The following is a 20,802-nucleotide window of genomic DNA, read 5'->3' on the forward strand; positions in this document are numbered from 1 at the left end:
GAAACTATTTTGCAACTATATTTACAAGTCTACCTTTTATAATAATAACTTTTTTAACATCCATTCCTTCAAGTGACTCTTTTATTTTTGTATTGTTTAATGCTTCAACTTTTATCTCATCTTCAGTAAGAGTTGCAGGAATTTCTATACGCTCTTTTATCTTTCCGTTTATTTGAATAGCTATTTCTATTTCTTCTTTTATTAATGCTTTTTCATCAACTTCAGGCCAATTACTATTGAAAACAGAGAAATCTCCTTCTAATAGTTCCCATTGTTCTTCTCCAAAATGAGGAGCAAAAGGAGCAATTATCATTATAAAATCTTTTAATGTTTCTTTTAAGAAAGAAGTATTTTTGTTTTCAACGGCTGAATATTTAACTAAAGCATTTACAAATTCCATAATTCTAGCTATAGCTGTGTTGAATTGGAATTTATCAGTATCAATAGTAATATTTTTAATAGCATAGTGTCTAGCATAATTTAATTCTTTTTCTTCTTTTTCCATCGTAGTTTTTGTGTTTTGATCATTAGATAATTCATCTCTTAAAGTTTCAATGGTTCTTTCAATTCTTTCAACAAATTTATGCATAGATTTGATACCATCATCACTCCAAGCACCACCCTCAACATAAGAAAAACCAAACATCAAATACATTCTGAATACGTCAGCACCGAAGTCTATGATGTAATCATCAGGAGAAATTGTATTTCCTTTAGATTTACTCATCTTTTGACCATCTGGTCCTAAAATTAAACCTTGATGAGTCAAAGATTTAAAAGGTTCATCGAAATCTAAATAACCTAAATCTCTAAGAGCTTTAGTGATAAATCTAGCATAAAGTAAGTGCATACATGCATGCTCAGGGCCACCAACATATTTATCTACTGGGAGCATTTTGTTAACCTTGTCTTTGTCAAATATAATTTCAGAATTATTATTATCTACATATCTCATTTGATACCAAGAGGAACATACAAATGTATCTAATGTATCTGCTTCTCTTTTTGCCGGTCCGCCACAGGTCGGGCATGTAGTATTAATAAATTCATCACATTTAGCAAGAGGAGATTTTCCATCAGGAGCAAAAGCAACATCATAGGGAAGTTTTACAGGTAATTGTTCATCTGGAACAACTACAGTGCCACATTTATCACAATGAATTATTGGAATAGGAGCACCCCAGTATCTTTGACGAGATACAAGCCAATCACGTAGTCTGTAATTTATTTTCCATCTTCCAAGATTATTTTCACTTAATTTATTAACAATAGCTTCTTTAGCTGCTGCAGTTGTTAAATTATCAAATTCACCACTATTTACAAGAATTCCATGTTCAGTGAAAGGAAGAGCGTCATCTACATTTTCTTTTCCTTTGATAACTCTATCTATTGGAAGTTTAAATTTTGTAGCAAATTCAAAATCACGGTCATCATGAGCTGGTACTGCCATAACACAACCAGTACCATAAGTTGCAAGTACATAGTCAGCTACCCATATAGGGACTTTTTTGCCGTTTATAGGATTGATAGCATATGAACCTGTAAATACACCAGTTTTTTCTCTTGATATGGATTGTCTTTCTATATCTGTTTGTTTAGCAGCTTCTATTCTATAGTTTTCTACTGCAGCTTTAAATTCAGGAAGAGTAACATCTTGAACCATTGGGCTTTCTGGTGCTAGAACCACATAAGTAACACCATTTAAAGTATCAACTCTTGTTGTGAATACATCAAAAGTCAAATCACTATTATCTATTTTAAAGGTAGCTTCTGCTCCTTTAGATTTTCCAATCCAGTGTTTTTGCATTGCTTTTGTTTTTTCAGGCCAATCTAATTTATCTAAATCTTGTAATAGTTCTTCAGCATAATCAGTGATTTTCAAAAACCATTGAGTAAGATCTTTTTTTGTTACCTCAGTATCACATCTTTCACATAAACCTTCTTTAACTTGCTCATTAGCAAGAACAGTATTACAACTAGGACACCAGTTAACAGGTGCTTTTTTTCTATAAGCAAGGTTATTTTTGTACAATAAAGCAAATATCCATTGAGTCCATTTATAATAATCAGGCCTACAAGTAACTACTTCATGGTCCCAATTAAACATAGCGCCCATAGCTTTTAATTGAGTTTCCATATTTTCGATATTTTGTTCAGTAGAATCTTTAGGATGAACTCCTGTTTTTATTGCATAGTTTTCAGCGGGAAGACCAAAGGCATCAAAACCCATAGGTTGAAAAACATTGTAACCCTGCATTTTTTTAAATCTTGCCCAGGAATCAGTTGGTCCATAATTAAACCAGTGACCAGCATGAAGTTTTGCCCCAGAAGGATATGAAAACATTTCTAAAGTATATAATTTTTCACCAGGTGCATTCTCATCAAATTTATGAAAACCAGTTGATTCCCATTTTTCTTGCCATTTCTTATCTACGTTTGTTCCGTATTTTGCCATGGTATTATTCCTCCTAAATTAAATTTTATCTCAAAAAATAAAAAAGCTTATCCTAAAACAAGAGACGAAAAAAATTCCGCGGTACCACTCTCGTTAGACATAAGCCTCACTTTTTCATTTTAACGGATTTTAACCGACTCAGCTCCAGAACAAGTTCACATTTTTCAGTACTGTCTTACACCAACCGACAGCTCTCTTAAATAAATGAAAAAATGCTAATACTCTCCTTCACAGCCTATATAATATCTCTTTTTCACATAATTATAAGTTATCATGCAATTACTGTCAAGAAAATATTGCTTATTAAAAAAATAATAAAATAGCAAAATTATTCTAATTATAAAAATCATATAAAAAATCATGAAATTAAAATATATAATAATACTTTTAGGTGATTTCTGATATAATGTATATAATATGGTTGTTTATTATTATGACAAGAAAAGGTGGTGCAAAAGGTGAGTATTTATTCGTTATTTATTATAGCATTGGCTTTATCATTAGATGCTTTCGGAGTTATGCTATGTATTGGATTAAACAGAAGTTTACCATTAAAAAATAAATTTGTATTTATAAGTTCGTTTGGATTTTTCCAATTTTTGTTTTCTTACATAGGGGCATATGCAGGTTCTTTTTTTAATGAGTATGTAGTATCTGTTCCAACAATCGTAGGAGGCATAATCATAGCAATAGTAGGAATACTTATGATAAAGGAAGGACTAGAACATGATGAATGTAAGGTGTTTAATGATTCTAAAATGTATTACATTCTTGGTATTTCAGTGAGCATCGATGCAGCGGTTATTGGATTTACAATTTTAAACAATATAACTGTTCACTCATATATTTTATTAGAAACTATATTTATAGGAATTATTACATTAATAATGTGTACTTTTGCATTATTGTTATCTAAATATTTGAGAACTATAGATTTGATTGCTAAATATGCTGATTACTTAGGTGGGGTAATTTTAATTTTATTTGGACTAAAAATGATATTTTTTTAAAATAGATGTTTAAAACTTTTTCAGTTGGCAATAATTCAAATAAAATACTTTGTTTTGGAGGTCAATTGAATATGAATAAAATATTATTAGTTGGAACAATTATGACGGAATTAGAATTAAAAGAAGTTGGAGAGGATAAAATACCTTTAGTTAATTTTACGCTTGAAGTTAATAATGGTTTCAATAGTATTACAAAAGAAAGAATAGTTGATTTTTTATCTGTTTCAGCTTGGAATAAAAATGCAGAAAATTTATTTAGATATTCTGGTAAGGGGCATTTGGTAAGTATAATAGGAAGCTTGAAAAGTAGGAGTTATAAAAATGCAGAAGGGCAAACAAGGTATATCCCTGAAGTGAGGGCGGAAAGAATTCAGTTCTTGGATTATAAGAAAAGTGAAAATACATCTTTAAATCAAATAATATAGGAAAAGATGCGTTTAAAACGCATCTTTTTAACTTGAAAAAACATTGTGTTTAAGGTACTCTTAAAATATATATAATAATTTACTTCAGGAGGTTTATTATGGAATTTTCTTCAATAGTTTTGATGGAAGTTGATAGTGAAAATAAATTTGTAAAAGAATTAGGAAGTTATAGAATTGAAGATGGTGGGGAGTTAATAAGAAAGCTTTTTTATAAAGAAGATAAAGTTTTCATTCAATATTATCCAGGAAGAGATGTAGAAGATTGGGAATATTCAGCATTGTTTGATTTTTTTGATTTAGATATATTTGAAGAAAAAGGATATATTATAGAAGAAAAGGATGATGAATATAATCCTATTTGGGTAGTGAGTATAAAATATTTAGAAGATAGAACAAAATTATCAGAAAAATTATCAGAAGTAAGTATTTTATTTAAAAAACAAATAGAATTAGCTTTTGAAGAGTCAAATGAAAATAAGGAAGAATATTTAGAGGAAAATGGAGTAGAAATAGAAGAATAGAATTAATAAATCAAAAACAAAATTTGCTTAAAAAGTATGGTTTTAATTATGAAAACTTAAGTTAGAAAAGGAGTGATAGAATAAGTTGGAAATTAAAAAAAGAGAAGATATTAATGCTAAAGATAAATGGAAGATTGAGAAAATATATAAGGATTTAGAAGAATGGGAAAAAGATTTTGATTTACTGAAAAAAATGGCTAATGAAATCCCTTCTTTTATGGAAAAATTATCAGAGGGTGATAAGTTACTTGAATATTTAAAATTAGATGAAAAAATATCCAGATTAGCTGAAAATCTTTTGGTTTATGCTTTTTTAAAATCAGATGAAGATACTGCTAATACAACTTATCAAAGTTACAAGAATAAAATTCAAACTTATTTAGCAGAGCTTATGGCCAAGGGAGCTTTCTTTATTCCAGAAATTCTTTCTATAGATGAAGAAAAGTTGAATAGTGAAATAGAAAAAAACCAGGGGTTACAATTATATAAATTTATGTTTGAGGAAATTTTAAAAAGAAAGCCTCATACATTAAGCTCTGAAATGGAAGAACTTTTGGCGTCTGTATCAGATTGCTTATCTGCACCATCAAATATTTATAATATGTTTTCAAATGCAGATTTAAAACTTCCTAAAATAAAAAATGAGGAAAAAGAAGAAGTAGAGCTTACAGAAGGGAATTACTCTATCTACATAAAATCTAAAGATAGGGAAGTTAGGGAGAATGCTTATAAAGCTCTTTTTGGTGCATATAATGTTTTCAGGAATACAATGGCCACAACACTTACTTCATCCATAAAGAATTTCTCTTTTAATGCAAAAACAAGAAAATATGAAAATTCTATGGAGGCTTCTTTGAAGCCTAATAATATTCCAATACAAGTGTATGAAAACGCTATAGAAACTATTAATAACAATTTAGATAGCCTTCATAGGTATGTAAGAATAAAGAAAAAACTTTTAAAATTAGATACTATGCATATGTATGACTTATATGTTCCCTTAATTGATTTGCCTAAAGATCATATTGAATTTGATGATGCAGTAAAGTTGGTATCAGATGCTTTGGCTCCATTGGGTGAAAATTACCTTCAGGAATTTAATAAAGGGGTACAAAATGGATGGATAGATAAGTATGAAAATAAGAATAAAAGAAGCGGGGCTTATTCTTGGGGTTCATATGATACAATGCCTTATGTTTTATTGAATTACAATTATACATTAAATGATGTATCTACCTTTGCTCATGAAATGGGTCATTCAATGCATTCCTATTATTCAAGAAAAAATCAGCCCTATGTTTATGCTAACTACACTTTATTTTGTGCAGAAGTGGCTTCTACAGTTAATGAATGTTTATTAATAAATTATTTGATTAATAAAGAAAAAGATAAGAATAAAAAATTGTTCTTGGTAAATCAACAACTTGAACAGATTAGAACCACTGTTTTTAGACAAATCATGTTTGCAGAGTTTGAAAAAATAACTCATGAAAAAATAGATGAAGGGATGCCTTTAACGGCGGATGATTTATGTGCCATTTATAGAAAGCTGAACATTAAATATTTTGGTGAAGATATGATAATGGATGAGGAAATAGATATAGAATGGGCTAGAATACCTCATTTTTATAGAGATTTTTATGTTTACCAATATGCTACTGGATACTCTGCAGCTAATGCTTTTGTTAATAAAATCAATGTATGCGAAGAAAAAGCTTTAGAAAAATATTTAAGCTTTCTGAAAAGTGGAGGGTCGGATTATCCAATTAATCTACTACAAAAAGCAGGAGTAGATATGACTTCTCCAAAACCAATAGAAGATACTATAAAAAGATTTAATGAGTTATTAGATATACTTGAAGAGTATTAATTATAGTATAGTGATACCATTGTGAAACTTATATATAGCCACTATTTGGTAAAAAAGATACTGTATAATAACAGTATCTTTTAGGTACAAGTGGTTAATAATATAAAATTTGGAAATTAATAATGGAGGAAAAATGGATAATTTTGAAATAATGAAACATTTAATCAAAATATTATCTGAAAACTATAATTATAAGGTAGAAAAATTTTTATCAAAAGATGGAGAAGAACATTTTTGGGGAATTTCTAGGCAAGAGGGTTATAATAGAGTTGCTATGGTATTTCTGGCACAGCAGAATTTCTCTAGAATAGATAAGGAAACTTATATTTATAGAAACTATTGGGAATACAATAGTTTGGAATTTATAAAAATCATAATTTCAGATGATAGCATTTGGATGGACAAGGGTTTTACAGATGAATTAAATGAAAAAGTTATTGTAATTAGTGGAAGAAATGAAAGAGTGCTATTTTTTACTTATGGAGAAGAATCTTTAGCTCTTCAAATAAATGAGATTCTTCAGAAAAAGAAAAAATATAAAAGAAAGAATACAGTGGTTTTTGATTCATCAGCAAAAGCTACATATATTTTAATGTCTTTAAATATATTGATGTTTATAATAACAGCTTTTATGTCTAAGAATTTTATAAACAGTGATACAGATGTTTTAATTAAATTAGGAGCTAAAGTAAACTCACTTATAAGTAGTGGTGAATATTATAGATTAATAACTGCGGCTTTTTTACACGGTGGCTTTATACATTTAGCGGTTAATATGTATGCGCTAAATGCGTTAGGACCTTTAGTTGAAAAAGTATATGGAAGAACAAAATTTTTAATAATCTATTTTGTAGCGGCAATTATGTCATCATATTTTAGTTTTTTGTTTTCTAGTAGTGTGTCTATAGGAGCCTCAGGAGCAATTTTTGGACTTTTAGGTGCGACTTTAGCCTTTGCTTATAAAATGAGAAGCAAAATTGGAACGAGAATGGTATCTAATGTATTTTCAGTGATTGTTTTAAATGTAATTATAGGAGTTACTTTACCTAACATTGATAATTTTGGACACCTGGGTGGACTAGTTGGGGGAATGCTTATTTCTCTTGCACTAGGATTTAAAACAATAAACAATAAGTAATTATAAAAGTACGACTTTGAAAAAGTCGTACTTTTAATTTTGAATTATTAATTTAGTATATAAATATTCAAAATTAATATAAAAAAACCTTTACAACAATTCAAATAGTAGTTATACTATAAATATAGTACGAATATGAGTATTGAATTCGCATATGCGTAAAAGCAAGAAAGTTATTTTTTTACAACAATAAAAGAATTCTATTCGTATATAAGAATAACATGAAAAGAAAGGAGAAATATATTTAAAAAAATAATAAAATTTAAAAAAAATAAGCATATGGAACACATTAAGGAGCAATAATAAATTTGTGTTGGTATATTTAGAATAGTCAGTAAACAAGTATGAAATAGTTATAAAATGTGTAGCAATTATTCACTGAATGGAGGGTATGATTTTTTTATGAAAAAAGATAAACAAAAACAAAAAACAAAACTTGGATTTAAAGATGCTATAAGCGCATTAAAAGCAGATTGGCAAATTTATGTTCTACTACTGCCACTTGTAATTTGGTTTTTATTGTTTATGTACAAACCAATGTATGGATTAATTATCTCTTTTAAAGACTATAGTTTATTTAAGGGTATTGAGGCTAGCCCATGGGTAGGATTAGATAACTTTAAGGAATTATTATTTGGTGCAGGATCCACTTATTTCTGGAGAGCTTTTAAAAATACATTTTTAATTAGTTTCTATGGATTAATTTTTGGTTTTCCAGCTCCTATAATTTTAGCATTAATGTTTAATGAAGTTAAAGATGGTATTTATAGAAGAGGAATTCAAACACTCCTTTATTTACCACATTTTATTTCAGAGGTAATAATTGCAGGTATTGTTATTGCATTCTTACAACCACAAACTGGAATAATAAATATTCTTTTGGTAAAAGTAGGTATTTTAGAGCAAGGTATTTATTTCTTGGTTAAACCAGAATATTTCAGATCAATATATATTTTATCAGGAATGTGGAAAGAAACAGGTTTCGCTTCAATAGTTTTCTTTGCTGCTTTAAGCGGGATATCTCCAGCACTTTATGAAGCTGCAAAAGTTGATGGTGCAACTAGGATACAACAAATGTTAAATGTTAGTATACCAGGAATTGCTCCTACAATTATCATTATGCTAATAATAAGAATTGGGCAACTTTTATCAGTTGGATATGAAAGAGTTCTGTTATTGTATCAACCAGTTACTTATGAGACAGCTGATATTTTAAACACATATATATATAGGTTAGGATTAACGGGCTCAACAGATTTTTCACTAGCAACTGCAGCAGTATTTTTTAATGCAATCATCGGCTTTGTATTAGTTAGAACAGCCAATTCAATCAGCAGAAAAGTATCAGAAACTGCGTTATGGTAATTAAGCATAGGAGGATATGATTTTGAGAAAAAATAAATTTTTTAATGATGAAAAGATATTTGTTTTTATAAATTATTTAATATTAACACTTTTAGGTATTATGGCACTGTATCCTTTTCTTTATGTTCTAGGTGCTTCATTAAGTTCAGGACGTGCAGTAGATACAGGTAGAGTAACATTGTTTCCAGTAGAGTTCACTATTGATGCTTATATACATGTATTTAAAGATAATCAATTTTGGATATCATATGCAAATACTTTGTTTTATACTTTTGTAGGTACTTTATATAGTATGGTTCTTACTTCTATGGGTGCTTATGCTTTATCAAAGAAAAAGCTAATGTTTAGAAGAGAATTAAACTTGTTTGTAGCATTTACAATGTGGTTTAATGCGGGTATGATTCCTACTTATTTAAACTTACGTGATTTAGGATTTATTGATTCTAGACTTGGTATCATTATGGCCTTCGGAATGCAAGCTTTTAATATAATTCTTTTAAGAAACTATTTTGAAGGGGTTCCAGAAGCAATTGATGAAGCAGCTACAATTGATGGAGCAAATGAATTCAAAAAATTCTTTAAAATATATCTTCCTTTATCTAAACCGGCTTTAGTAACTGTTGCATTATTCTATGCAATAGGTAGATGGAATGGTTTCTTTTGGACAATGATTTTGATAAGAGATACAAATAAAATATCACTGCAAGTTTATCTTCGTACTTTAATTATAGATAAAGCTAATGCAGCAGAAGAAATTGCTAATAATTTATTATCTTTAAGTTATTCATATGATACATTAATTTATGCAATCATAGTATGTTCTATGATTCCAGTAATACTTGTTTATCCTTATATACAGAAATATTTTACCAAAGGTATTATGGTTGGAGGAGTAAAAGAATAATTTACAAATCTAACTTGATATAAAATATATAATTTATTAAATTAATAATATTTTAGGGAGGTAACATAATGAAAAAGGTTATAGCTACAGTATTAACAGCAATGTTGAGTTTGTCTTTACTATCAGGTTGTGGTAGTAACGCAAATAATTCAGAAGGAACAGCAAACGAGGCAGAAAAAGCTGCGGTAACATTTCCATTAGCAGCAAAAACAGAGTTTGATGTTCACTATCATGCAAGAGATAAATATGTATTTAATGAGTCATGGCCAGTGTTCCAAAAGCTTGGAGAACTTACAAACGTATATTTAAAAAATACTGCTAACGAAGTTGCTACAAACTCAACAGAACAGTTTCAATTACAAGCAGTAGATGGTTTCCCCGCTGATATATATGGAGGAAACAGTCTTGCACAATACTTTATACAATATGGACAAGAAGGCGCATTTAAAGCTATAAATGAATATTGGGATTACGCTCCTAATTTCAGAAAGTTTTTAGATGAACACAAGGATATTGAGGCAGCTATTACTGCACCAGATGGTAACATATACTACATACCATATGTTGTTGATGGTGATGTATCAAGAACATACTTTATGCGTACAGATTGGTTAGACAAGTTAGGTTTAGAAGTTCCAGATACAGTTGAAGATTTAGAAAAAGTATTAATTGCTTTTAGAGATGAAGATCCTAATGGTAATGGAGAAAAAGATGAAATACCATATTTCAATGATAAATGGCAAGAAATGCTTCGTTTATCAAACTTATGGGGAGCACGTGTATATGGAAACGACTCTTACGATGAGCACTTCATACCAGATGATAATGACAAGCTGTATAATTCTTTAGTTCAACCAGAATTTAAAGTTGCAGTTGAAAATATTTCACGTTGGTATGATGAAGGTTTAATAGATCAAGAAATATTTACAAAAGGAAGTTCATCACGTAAAGAATATCTTCCAACAAACGTTGGTGGTATGACACATGAATGGGTTGCATCAACTTCAGGTTATAATGATAAAGTAGATGTTGAAGGATTTAAGTTTGAAGGAATAATTCCTCCTACAGGAACTAATGGCGAGAAATGGGAAGAACATGAACGTATTCCTGTTAAACCAGATGGATGGGCTATTTCATCAAATTGTGATGATGTAGCAACTGCTATTGCTTACTTAGATTATATGTGGACAGAAGAAGGAAGAATATTAACTAACTTTGGTGTAGAAGGTGTTTCTTACACAATGGTTGATGGAAAACCTGTATTTACTGATGAAGTATTAAATGGTGAAAAAGCAGTAAACGCTTATCTTGAAGAAGATATGGGAGCTCAGTTAAAAGGTGGATATTGGCAAGATTATAACTATGAGTTACAATGGACAAATGCTATAGGTCAAGATGTAGTTTCAAAATATACTGGCGGAAAATATTCAGTAAAACAATTACCTCCATTCCAATTTACTACAGAAGGTCAAGCGATTGTAGATAAGTATTTAAGTAATATAAATGCTTATATGGAAGAAACAATTCAATCTTGGATCTTAGGTGATTACAAAGATATAGATGCTCAATGGGATAAATATGTAGCTACTTTAGATGAAATGGGACTTCAAGAATTACAAGCAGCATATCAAGAAGGTTATGATAATTACTTAAAGATAGCTGAATAAAAATTAATAAAATCATAGGTGTAAAGTATTTTACACCTATGATATATTATATAAAATCGAGGTATTATATATGAATGAAAAAAAATATTTATTTATTTCACAGGATATTGATGTACTAAGAGAAGAAATTAAAAACGTACGTAAACCATTTTTCAAACGTTTATACGACATGTGTCGTTTATATTCAACTGAGCAATTACCAGAGGTACATCCACCTAAAAGTACAACTTTTATGGGAATTGCATCTGTTAATTTAAGTTTAGCATATCTTTTGACTAAACAAAAACATTATCTTGAAGAAGCTAAAAGATGGATTTTTACTGCAGTAAATTACCCACATTGGGGTAACGCTCATTTAGTAGATGTTGATTTAAGTGCATCTTGGTTATTATTTGGACTTAGTTTATCTTATGATTGGTTAAAGGATGGATTAAGTGAAGAAGAAAAAGTACTATTTAAGGAAAAATTGATACTACAAGCAGAAAGAATGTATGAATTTAAAATTAATACAGAAGGTGAAGGTTGGTCTACAGCATATTGGCAGAATCATAATTGGATCAATCTAAATGGGTTAGCTACAGCAGGGTATGCCTTAAAAGAGGAATACGAAAATGCTCAATTATGGATTGACAATGCAAAAGAAAATTTTGAGATAGTATACAATGGTATGGCAGATGACGGAAGTGACTACGAAGGTGTAGTGTATTGGCGTTATGGTGCCATGTGGTTATTTGTATATGCTCATTTATTGAAAGATACAGAGAACATAGATTACTTTAAATCTTGTGGTTTTTTGAAAAATACTTTCTATTATAGATTATATCAAGCAGCACCTAATTTAGAAGAAATTATTAATTTTGGGGATTGTCATGATAGAAGAAGTGGCCATTCTTCAGCAGTATACTATAAAGTTGCTTCTGAGTATGGTAATGAACATGCACAATTTTTGGCGAACGATGTTCGCAATAACTACCTTTTTAGAGAACAATATGAAAGTGGAGTAAAACCTGGAATTTTACCAGAAGCAGCATTAGAATTACTTTGGTTCAATCCAGAAGTTCAAGAAAAAAACTTTGAAGATTTGCCTTTAGTAAAACACTTTGAAGATTTAGGCTTAGTTGTAGTTCGTTCAAGTTGGGAAAAAGATGCTATTCATTTTTCCTTTAAGTCAGGTCATCCAGGCGGAAAGAAACAATGGAAACAGTCTTGGGATATGTTTAGAGAAAAAGGATGGAAAACTAGAGGATTATCTCATCAACATCCAGATAATAATAGCTTTATTCTTCATGCTTTTGATGCATATTTAGCTGTAGATGAAGGCTATAATAGAACTGTTAAAGCATCAGAACATAATGTAGTTACAATAGATGGGAAAGGTTACACAAATGAAGGTGGAAACAATATTTGGAAAGAAACACCAAAAGATGTAGTAGCTGAAATAGAAACATTTAAAAGCGAGAAAGGTATAACTTATTTTGTTGGGGAAGCCCATAAGATGTATGACCCTAGTTTACAATTAACTCGGTTTGCTAGAAATGTTATCTACACTGAAAAAGGATATTTTATTATATTGGATGAGTTAATGAGTGATTTAGAACATACTTATACTTGGAATATGCATTCGGATACTTTCCCAAATAAGATAAAAGACAATGTTTTTGAATATGAAAATGGACCAGCAAAAATGAGATTATATTCAATTGAGTCAGATGAGTGTAGCTATAATTTCAAAAACACAAATGTAAGAGCTGTAATGACGACTCAAGAACCAGACAAATTTAGAGAAACAAGAATGAAGACAATGGTTATTGAGAACAAAGTCAAATCAAAAGACACATACTTCTTAAATATTCTTTCAACTAGAAGTGCTTTTGACGATGAAGGAAGAAAAGTGAAGGAAATTAATGTTGATGGGGCAAGAGGGTTTGTTATTGAAGACAATAGCGAAAAAGAAATATTCCTTTTCTCAAAATCAGGAAAAATTGAATTTGAAGATATAAAAGTTCATGCAAAGATTGTACTACTACAATATAAAAATGAAAAATTGATAAAGGTTATGGCTTCAGATTGCACACAATTTACATGTGGTGAGATAAAAATATTTGAGAATAGTTATCCTTTAACAATTATTCAGGAGGTATAGAATGAATTATTTTAGTGATTTAAACTTAGTAAAAGAACTAGATAAAGATAAAAAAATATACCATGATATGCTAAATGAAATGGATAAAGAAGTTACTTCTTTTGCTGAAAGCTTTAAAGATGATTCAAGCAAAATGAGTGAGTGGGGGCATAACTACTTCTGTGAAGAAGATGGGGGAAGACTTATATTTGACCTTGAAAAACCACATTCTCATGTATGCGAAATATGTGGTAGAGAATTTAAAGGCCAAATGTTTGATAATGTGTGGGTATATTTTTATAGAAACACTGCTATTATAACATTAGTAAAAGCTGCAACGCTTTATAAAGTAAGGGGAGATGAAAGATATTTAGCATATATAAAAAATATATTATCTTTCTATGCAGATCATTACAGTGAGTTTGTTATTCATGCTAAAAACAAAGTAATAGATGATTTAACTTATGATGTTGGTGGTGCTGCAAAAATAATGCCTCAAGCTTTAAATGAAGCAATAATTTTAGTTCGTATTATTAGTGCTTTAGAAATGGTAAAGAATGAAATTGGAAAAGAATATTTAGATGAAATAAATAAAAAATTATTTATTCCAGCAACAAATTTATTAACACCACAATTAATAAGAATTCATAATATTCCTTGTTGGATAAATAGTGCTTTAGGAATAGTAGCTTTATTTACTGATAATAAAGAATTACTAGATAAAGTATTTAATAGTGAATTTGGTGTTAGAAATCAATTAAAAGAAGGAGTTACAGACGAAGGATTCTGGTATGAAGGATCTGTTCACTACAATTTCTTTTTATTAGAAGGAGTAACAAATTTACTTTTATTCACTAAACTTTATGATTATGATTTTGGTGAAGAAGAAGCTATTATAAGAAAAATGTTTAAATCAGCATTTTACTATGCTTTTGATAATGATATTTTACCTAATCCTAATGATGGATGGCCAAATGTTAATTTGAAGACTTATAGTTATATTTATCATGTAGCAACTAAAATCTTTGGAGAAAACAGTGAAGTAGGTAATTTCTTGAAAAACATTGAGAAGGGAAGTTTAGATCGTGCAACTATCCCTCTATCAAGACCATATTATTATCAAAATGAAATTCCTTTAGAAAGATTAACTTTTAATCCAGAATTAGATTTTAGTACTATGGAAGTAATTAATCGTGAATCAAATAATTTTGCATCATCATATTATGGTACATTAAGAAATGACAAAATAAATGTATTCTACAAATATGGACATAGAGGACCGTCTCATGCTCATCCAGACAAAATGAATATTGAAGTTATGCTTGGAGAGTCAATATTAACGAGAGATTTATCAAATGCAGGATATGCTTCTCGTTTATGTAATGAATGGCATCGTATGTCTGCATCTCATAACACTGTAGTTGTAGATGGAAAAAATCATGTTTCAACTGAAGGCGGTATAATTTTAAAATTTACAGAAGAAAGTCTACATGCAAAAGTTGAGGATGTTTATGAAAAAGTAGATTATGAAAGAAAAATTGATTTACTTCCATCAGGATTTAATGATGAGTTTATAGTAAGCTCTTCAGAACAACATACTTATGATTGGTTCTTCCATAGTGAAGCTAAACTTTTATCAGAATTGAGTTATGAGTCAGCTTCTTTAGAATTCAATGAAAATGGATACCAACATATTAGTAATGTTAGAAAAGTGGTTACTGATAGCACTATTATTTCTTTAGAATGGGAGTTAGATGGAAAGATTATTGAAAGCAAAATAGATATTACAGATAAAGAAATGTTTATATGTGATACATTTGATAATCCAGTTTCATCATTACGTACATCTATTATTTTGAGAGAAAAAAATAATAAAGCTACATTTAAAGTAAATTGGACATTAGTGTAATTTAGAAGTGTTAAGTTAGAATAAAATACTAGGAGGCGAAATGAATGGCAGAAAAATATTTTTTCTACAACAAAGAAATAAAGTTTGAAAAAATAAATGATAAAATTCAAAGAAAAATCGTAGCTCATGGTGGAGATATGATGATTGTTGAAGTTCATTTTAAAGAGGGCGCAATAGGAACTCTACATGAACATTTTCATGAACAAGTAACTTATTGTATAAAAGGTAAGCTAGAGTTTACTGTAGGAGATGAAAAAACAATTATTAATGCAGGAGACTCAATTTATATGCCACCAGACATATTGCATGGATGCGTTGTTTTAGAAGATGACACAGTTTTATTAGATATTTTTACACCACAAAGAGAAGATTTTCTTTCTAGTGGAAAGTAATAAAGAACTTAAAAATTATGAAAATTTGAGGAGGACATAAAATGTCAAAAATCGCGTTAATTACAGGAGCAACAGCAGGTATTGGTTTAGCAACAGCTATGGAATTAGGAAAAGGTGGATATGATATAATTATTAATGGTATTTTTCAAGATCAAGCTGATGAAGCATTAGTAACTTTAAAAGAAGCAGGTATAAATGCAGAATATTTTGAAGCTGATATTACAAATGAAGATGCAGTAAATGCTATGTTTGTAGCTATTGGAGCAAAATATGATAAAATCGATGCATTAATTAATTGTGCTGGTGGATTAGGTGGAAGATCTCGTTTCGAAGATATGACTACTGAATTCTACAGAAAAGTTATGGCTTTAAATTTAGATAGCGTATTCTTTGTATCTAGAGCAGCTATTCCTTTCTTAAAGAAAGGTGAAAACCCTTCAATCGTTAACTTTGCATCAATTGCTTCTTACAATGCAGGTGGTCCTGGTGCTGGAATATATGGTACTTCAAAAGCTGGAGTTTTAACAATCACTCGTGCTTTAGCTAAAGATTTAGTTGAGTATGGCATAAGAGTAAATGCTGTTTCTCCAGGAACTATAGATACTGCATTCCATGCTGCTACAAATAGAGATATCATGGAAGGCTGGAAAAATGGAATTTTAATGAAAAGATTTGGAGAAGCATCAGAAGTAGCTTCAGTTATAGAATTCTTAGTTTCAGATAAAGCATCTTATTTAACAGGAGAAGTTATCCAAATAAATGGTGGCCAAGATTTCCTATAAGATTTATAGGGGATAAATAGTTTGTTAAAAAAATAGTTAGTTTAAGTGAAACAGTATATATATACTGTTTCACTTTATTAAGAGGAATTTATTTGAACAAAGTAATTCATAAAATAGAAAAAATCATAAATGTAAATTTACTAGAAATTATATTTTTATATTTAAATTAAATTTTGGAATAAAAAGTTTGGCATATTCTTTTAAAAATTTTAAATTGGAAAATAAGGATCTATATGCACTATTAATTGTTTCATTACCAATTATAATAGAAAAATCATCTATTGCTTATGTTTTTTGATGATTAATCAGTATGTTATTGGATATGGTAAAAAAGTTTTGGCGGCATATGGAATTACAAATAAAATTAATGCTTTCACTTTTAGTAGTATAAGTGGCTTTGGTGCTGAACTTGTCACCATTGTAGGTCAAAATTTGGGAGCAAACCAGATCTATAGAGCAAAAGAAACAGTGAAAAAAACATGATTGTTTTAGTGAACGTTGATACAATAGTTAAATTACATTATTAGTATTATTTAAGGTGCGGATATCTACTTTATTTACAAAAAATGATATAATAATGTTGAAATATAAACTAAAGGCTAAGACTGAGGTTTCTTCTTCAATAATTGGTTGGGCTATTTTTAGTTGATTATTTTCGCAATATTCGCGGTAATTCTTTACTTTAAATCAAATTGGATAAAAACAAATAAAAAAATAGTGGGTGAATAGGATGAAATTTTTAAAAAAAATAACTTTTGAACAGAAAAAATGGATATTTGAGGCTTATATGGCTGGAATGGCTTTCTTTGTGGGAGGAATACTGCTTGCTCAAAGTTACCTAGAAATTGCAATAGTGGTAGCAATATTGAAAACATTTGTAAATGAACCTTTATTAAGAGCTATCACACATGGTAATAAAGCAGATGAAGGTCCAAAATCTAAGTTTAGGTTTTTAAAAAATCTTTTATATGCTTTAATAATTTCTTCTCTTATAATGTTACTTTATCAGTATGTAATGCCTATACTAATTGAACCAATATCTTTTGGATTGCTTTATAAAGTGTTTGATTCATTAATACAAAAAATTATTAGAAAAATAAGAAGGTGATTTTATGAATTCTGAATTAATTAAATTTTCAAGAAAACCATTAAAATTGTTAAATAATAGAGTTTGGAGAACATATACTGGAGGAAAGCTTATTGAACAATGGCAAGGTAAAGATACTCCACAAGATAATGACAAACCAGAAGAATGGGTAGCGTCTACGGTAGAAGCTAGAAATAAAAATTATATTAAAGATGAAGGTTTGAGTTTTGTTGAGATTGATAATAATGAAACTATTAAGTTAATTGATCTTATAAATTTAAATAGCAAGAAGTTCTTAGGTGACAGTCACGTTGAGAAATATGGGACTAATATGGCGGTACTTACAAAGGTACTAGATGCTTCTATACGACTTTCTATACAGGTTCATCCAAATAAGAAGTATGCAAAAGATTATTTTAAATCTGACTTTGGTAAAACAGAGGCATGGTATATTCTTGGGGGTAGGGAAGTCGACGGTGAGCCACCATATGTTTTGTTGGGATTTAAAGAAGAAGTTACAAAAGAAATGTGGGGAGAATATTTTAGAAAACAAGATATTAATGCTATGGTTGATTCTCTTCATAAATTCTATGTTAAAGAAGGAGATGTATTTCTTATAGAAGGATCTATTCCCCATGCTATTGGTAGTGGATGTTTTTTAATTGAAGTACAAGAACCAACAGATTATACCATGAGAGTAGAAAGAGGGACTTTTGATGGTGGTATGTTACCAGATATGTTGTGTCATCAAGGCGTAGGATTCGATAAAATGCTTCAATGCTTTAATTATGAAAGTGTTTCAAGAAAAGAAACCTTGGAAAGATGGTATAAGGCGTCAACTTTAATAAGAGAACAAGTTGGTGGAAAAGAAGTAAGTCTTATTGGAGATAAAGATACAAAATGTTTCTCTATGAAAAAGTTTACAATAAGAGATAGCTTTGAAATTAATGACGATTCATCTTTTAGAGTAATTATTGCTTTGAAAGGTACAGGAAAAGTAATATATACAGATGGGGAAGTTGATATTAAACAAGGAGATATGTTTTTTCTTCCTTATGAAGTAAAAGAGATAACTTATAAAAATATAGGAGAATGTGATTTGGAAATTATTTGTTGCTATCCTCCAAAATAGATAATGGAAAACCAGATATTAATAAATATTTTATTAAAATGAACTTATAGGCAAAAAAATGTATTAAAAAACTATACAAATAATAGATACAAAATTTTTTTTTTATGATAAAATTAAATTGGTTTCGTAATTACGAATAAAATAAAATTTGATTAAAAATTATTGGAGGAGTATGCATGAAAGTAAATAGAACTTCTAAAAGAACTATAGAAATGCTTGAACTCATTTCTAAGAATCCTAAAGGGTTATCCTTAAATGAAATTGTGAATATGATGGATATACCTAAAACGAGTGCTTTTGATATTTTACATACACTAGAAGAGCTTGAGATGGTTGAATTAATAGATGCTAGATCAAAGTTATATTCAATTGGAGTACGTTCGTTTATTATAGGTAATGCTTATATTGATAATGCGGATTTAGTTAATATAGCCAAACCTTACTTAGAAAAATTAGGAGAACAAGCAGGTAAAACTGTGTTTCTAGGTAAAGAAAGCAAAGGAAAAGTTATATATTTGTATAAATATGAACCAGAGAGAGCTATTATTACAACCTGTAAAATAGGAAATCAAAACGAGTTACATTGTACTGGATTAGGAAAATGTGCACTTGCTTTTTCAGAGGACTATAAAGAAATAATTGATAAATTAGAGTTAAGAAAAAGAACTGAATTTACTATAGTTGATAAAGATAAATTAACTGAAAATGTAGAGCAAATTAAAAAACAAAAATTTTCTGTTGATTTTAGAGAATATGAGGAGCATATGTTATGTTTAGCAGCACCTCTATTTGATCATAAAGGAGAATTTCATGCAGCTATAAGTATATCAGGTTTGTATGTTGAGGGTATGGATTTTAAGGAAGAGGTTCAAATGTTGCAGAAAACTGCTGAAACTATTTCAAGAAAACTTGGATTTTCGGGGCACTATTAAAAACAACGATAGTTTTATAGTTAAAGATTATAATAAGCATAATAAAGGGGTATGGTTAATGTTAGAAAATTTTATATTTAGCATTAGTATTGCAATGCCTATATTTTTTGTGATGTGCATTGGATACTTTTTAAAAAGAAAAGAAGTAATTAATGAGGAATTTATAAAAACTGCAAATTTCATTATTTTTAATGTAGCTTTGCCAATTAAACTTTTTAATGATGTATCAAAAACTTCATTCGGAGAATACTTTGATGCAAAATTTATTGCTTTTACTATGGTAGGGACTATAACAAGTGTTTTGATAATTTGGATAATAGCTTCACTTTTTATAAAAGACAAGACTCAAGTAGGCGCTTTTATTCATGGTTCTTTCAGGGGAAATTTTTTGTATATTGGATTAACACTTATGGAAAATATAACAGGGTCAATAGGAATAAAAGCTCCTTTAATTATTGCAATTATAATCCCTTTATACAACATATTAGCCATTATCATACTTACTTATACAGATCAAAGTAGAAGCTCTAAAATAAGTTTTAAAGACACTATTCTTAGTATAGGTAAAAACCCGCTAATTAAAGCTATACTACTAGGAATAATTTTTTCTTTAACAGGATTAGAATTACCAATGATAGCAACTAGAACAATGAGTTATTTTGGATCACTAGTAACACCTCTGGCGTTGATTACAATAGGAGCTTCATTTAATTTTATGAATATTTCTAGAAATTTAAAACCAGCAATTATAGCAAGTATTATAAAATTATTTTTTATGCCAGTAATAGTAGTTTTTTTCACTATGGCTATGAATTTTTCTAATGAAGATGTTTTACTAATTTATTTACTATTTGGGGTTCCAAGTGCTACTGTTTCTTATATTATGACAGCAGCTATGAATGGGGATAAAGACCTGGCTGCCAATATAATTATGATTACAACAATTTTATCTACAATTTCTATGACTATATTTATATTTGTGTTTAAGACAATAGGTATTATATAACAAGTAGGATTTTCTCCGAAAATCTTAAGTTGTTAAAAGATAAAGAGCTGATCATCTTGGATGATAAGCTCTTTGATATTTTTCA

At 29.2% G+C, this 20,802-nt stretch carries 18 protein-coding genes and 1 other annotated feature; of the genes, 17 read left to right on the forward strand and 1 reads right to left on the reverse strand.

Annotated elements, in window-relative coordinates; all coding sequences use genetic code 11:
- Nucleotides 1-4 precede the first annotated feature (4 nt).
- Entirely contained in the window at nt 5-2,455 is a 2,451-nt protein-coding gene (leuS, locus tag BUB83_RS09465) for a leucine--tRNA ligase (protein ID WP_073338223.1), read from the reverse strand.
- A 57-nt stretch (nt 2,456-2,512) separates the two neighbouring features.
- Nucleotides 2,513-2,696: a binding site (T-box leader), on the reverse strand.
- 217 nt (nt 2,697-2,913) lie between these two features.
- Between leuS and BUB83_RS09470 the strand changes: the two genes are divergently transcribed.
- The 17 genes from BUB83_RS09470 to BUB83_RS09550 all read left to right on the forward strand — a co-directional run bounded on the left by BUB83_RS09470 (nt 2,914) and on the right by BUB83_RS09550 (nt 20,717).
- Entirely contained in the window at nt 2,914-3,465 is a 552-nt protein-coding gene (locus tag BUB83_RS09470; protein WP_073338224.1) for a manganese efflux pump MntP, read from the forward strand.
- Between the two features lie 71 nt (nt 3,466-3,536).
- On the forward strand, nt 3,537-3,890 hold the full coding sequence (locus BUB83_RS09475; protein ID WP_073338225.1) for a single-stranded DNA-binding protein: 354 nt from the start codon (nt 3,537-3,539) through the stop codon (nt 3,888-3,890).
- A 98-nt stretch (nt 3,891-3,988) separates the two neighbouring features.
- On the forward strand, nt 3,989-4,411 hold the full coding sequence (locus tag BUB83_RS09480) for a DUF6762 family protein (protein ID WP_073338226.1): 423 nt from the start codon (nt 3,989-3,991) through the stop codon (nt 4,409-4,411).
- A gap of 85 nt (nt 4,412-4,496) precedes the next feature.
- Complete coding sequence (gene pepF, locus BUB83_RS09485; protein ID WP_073338227.1) at nt 4,497-6,281, forward strand: oligoendopeptidase F; 1,785 nt, start codon at nt 4,497-4,499, stop codon at nt 6,279-6,281.
- Nucleotides 6,282-6,414: 133 nt separating this feature from the next.
- Nucleotides 6,415-7,419 carry a rhomboid family intramembrane serine protease gene (locus tag BUB83_RS09490; RefSeq protein ID WP_073338228.1) on the forward strand — a complete coding sequence of 335 codons (1,005 nt, stop codon included), beginning with the start codon at nt 6,415-6,417 and terminating at the stop codon, nt 7,417-7,419.
- A 402-nt stretch (nt 7,420-7,821) separates the two neighbouring features.
- On the forward strand, nt 7,822-8,784 hold the full coding sequence (locus BUB83_RS09495; RefSeq protein WP_073338229.1) for an ABC transporter permease: 963 nt from the start codon (nt 7,822-7,824) through the stop codon (nt 8,782-8,784).
- A gap of 22 nt (nt 8,785-8,806) precedes the next feature.
- Nucleotides 8,807-9,688: a carbohydrate ABC transporter permease gene (locus BUB83_RS09500; protein ID WP_242950660.1), complete on the forward strand. Its 882-nt coding sequence runs from the start codon at nt 8,807-8,809 to the stop codon at nt 9,686-9,688.
- Nucleotides 9,689-9,756: 68 nt separating this feature from the next.
- A complete protein-coding gene (locus BUB83_RS09505; RefSeq protein WP_073338231.1) occupies nt 9,757-11,355 on the forward strand; it encodes a type 2 periplasmic-binding domain-containing protein in 1,599 nt (532 codons plus the stop codon).
- 70 nt (nt 11,356-11,425) lie between these two features.
- Nucleotides 11,426-13,498 carry a DUF4962 domain-containing protein gene (locus tag BUB83_RS09510; protein ID WP_073338232.1) on the forward strand — a complete coding sequence of 691 codons (2,073 nt, stop codon included), beginning with the start codon at nt 11,426-11,428 and terminating at the stop codon, nt 13,496-13,498.
- A 1-nt stretch (nt 13,499) separates the two neighbouring features.
- Nucleotides 13,500-15,386 (forward strand): heparinase II/III domain-containing protein, encoded by a 1,887-nt coding sequence (locus BUB83_RS09515; RefSeq protein ID WP_073338233.1) that lies wholly within the window; start codon nt 13,500-13,502, stop codon nt 15,384-15,386.
- A 44-nt stretch (nt 15,387-15,430) separates the two neighbouring features.
- Nucleotides 15,431-15,778 (forward strand): cupin domain-containing protein, encoded by a 348-nt coding sequence (locus BUB83_RS09520; protein ID WP_073338234.1) that lies wholly within the window; start codon nt 15,431-15,433, stop codon nt 15,776-15,778.
- 41 nt (nt 15,779-15,819) lie between these two features.
- On the forward strand, nt 15,820-16,560 hold the full coding sequence (locus BUB83_RS09525; RefSeq protein ID WP_073338235.1) for an SDR family NAD(P)-dependent oxidoreductase: 741 nt from the start codon (nt 15,820-15,822) through the stop codon (nt 16,558-16,560).
- A 276-nt stretch (nt 16,561-16,836) separates the two neighbouring features.
- Nucleotides 16,837-17,043 carry an MATE family efflux transporter gene (locus BUB83_RS09530; RefSeq protein ID WP_278336924.1) on the forward strand — a complete coding sequence of 69 codons (207 nt, stop codon included), beginning with the start codon at nt 16,837-16,839 and terminating at the stop codon, nt 17,041-17,043.
- 247 nt (nt 17,044-17,290) lie between these two features.
- Nucleotides 17,291-17,668 (forward strand): hypothetical protein, encoded by a 378-nt coding sequence (locus tag BUB83_RS09535; RefSeq protein WP_073338237.1) that lies wholly within the window; start codon nt 17,291-17,293, stop codon nt 17,666-17,668.
- A gap of 4 nt (nt 17,669-17,672) precedes the next feature.
- Nucleotides 17,673-18,779, forward strand: a complete 1,107-nt coding sequence (locus BUB83_RS09540) for a type I phosphomannose isomerase catalytic subunit (RefSeq protein WP_073338238.1) — start codon at nt 17,673-17,675, stop codon at nt 18,777-18,779.
- A 176-nt stretch (nt 18,780-18,955) separates the two neighbouring features.
- Entirely contained in the window at nt 18,956-19,711 is a 756-nt protein-coding gene (locus BUB83_RS09545) for an IclR family transcriptional regulator (RefSeq protein ID WP_073338239.1), read from the forward strand.
- Between the two features lie 58 nt (nt 19,712-19,769).
- The gene (locus BUB83_RS09550; RefSeq protein ID WP_073338240.1) at nt 19,770-20,717 is read left to right on the forward strand and encodes an AEC family transporter; all 948 of its coding nucleotides are present in this window, start codon (nt 19,770-19,772) and stop codon (nt 20,715-20,717) included.
- The last annotated feature ends 85 nt before the right edge of the window (nt 20,718-20,802 follow it).

It is taken from the genome of Clostridium grantii DSM 8605, assembly GCF_900129965.1.
GTDB lineage: Bacteria > Bacillota > Clostridia > Clostridiales > Clostridiaceae > Clostridium_AF > Clostridium_AF grantii.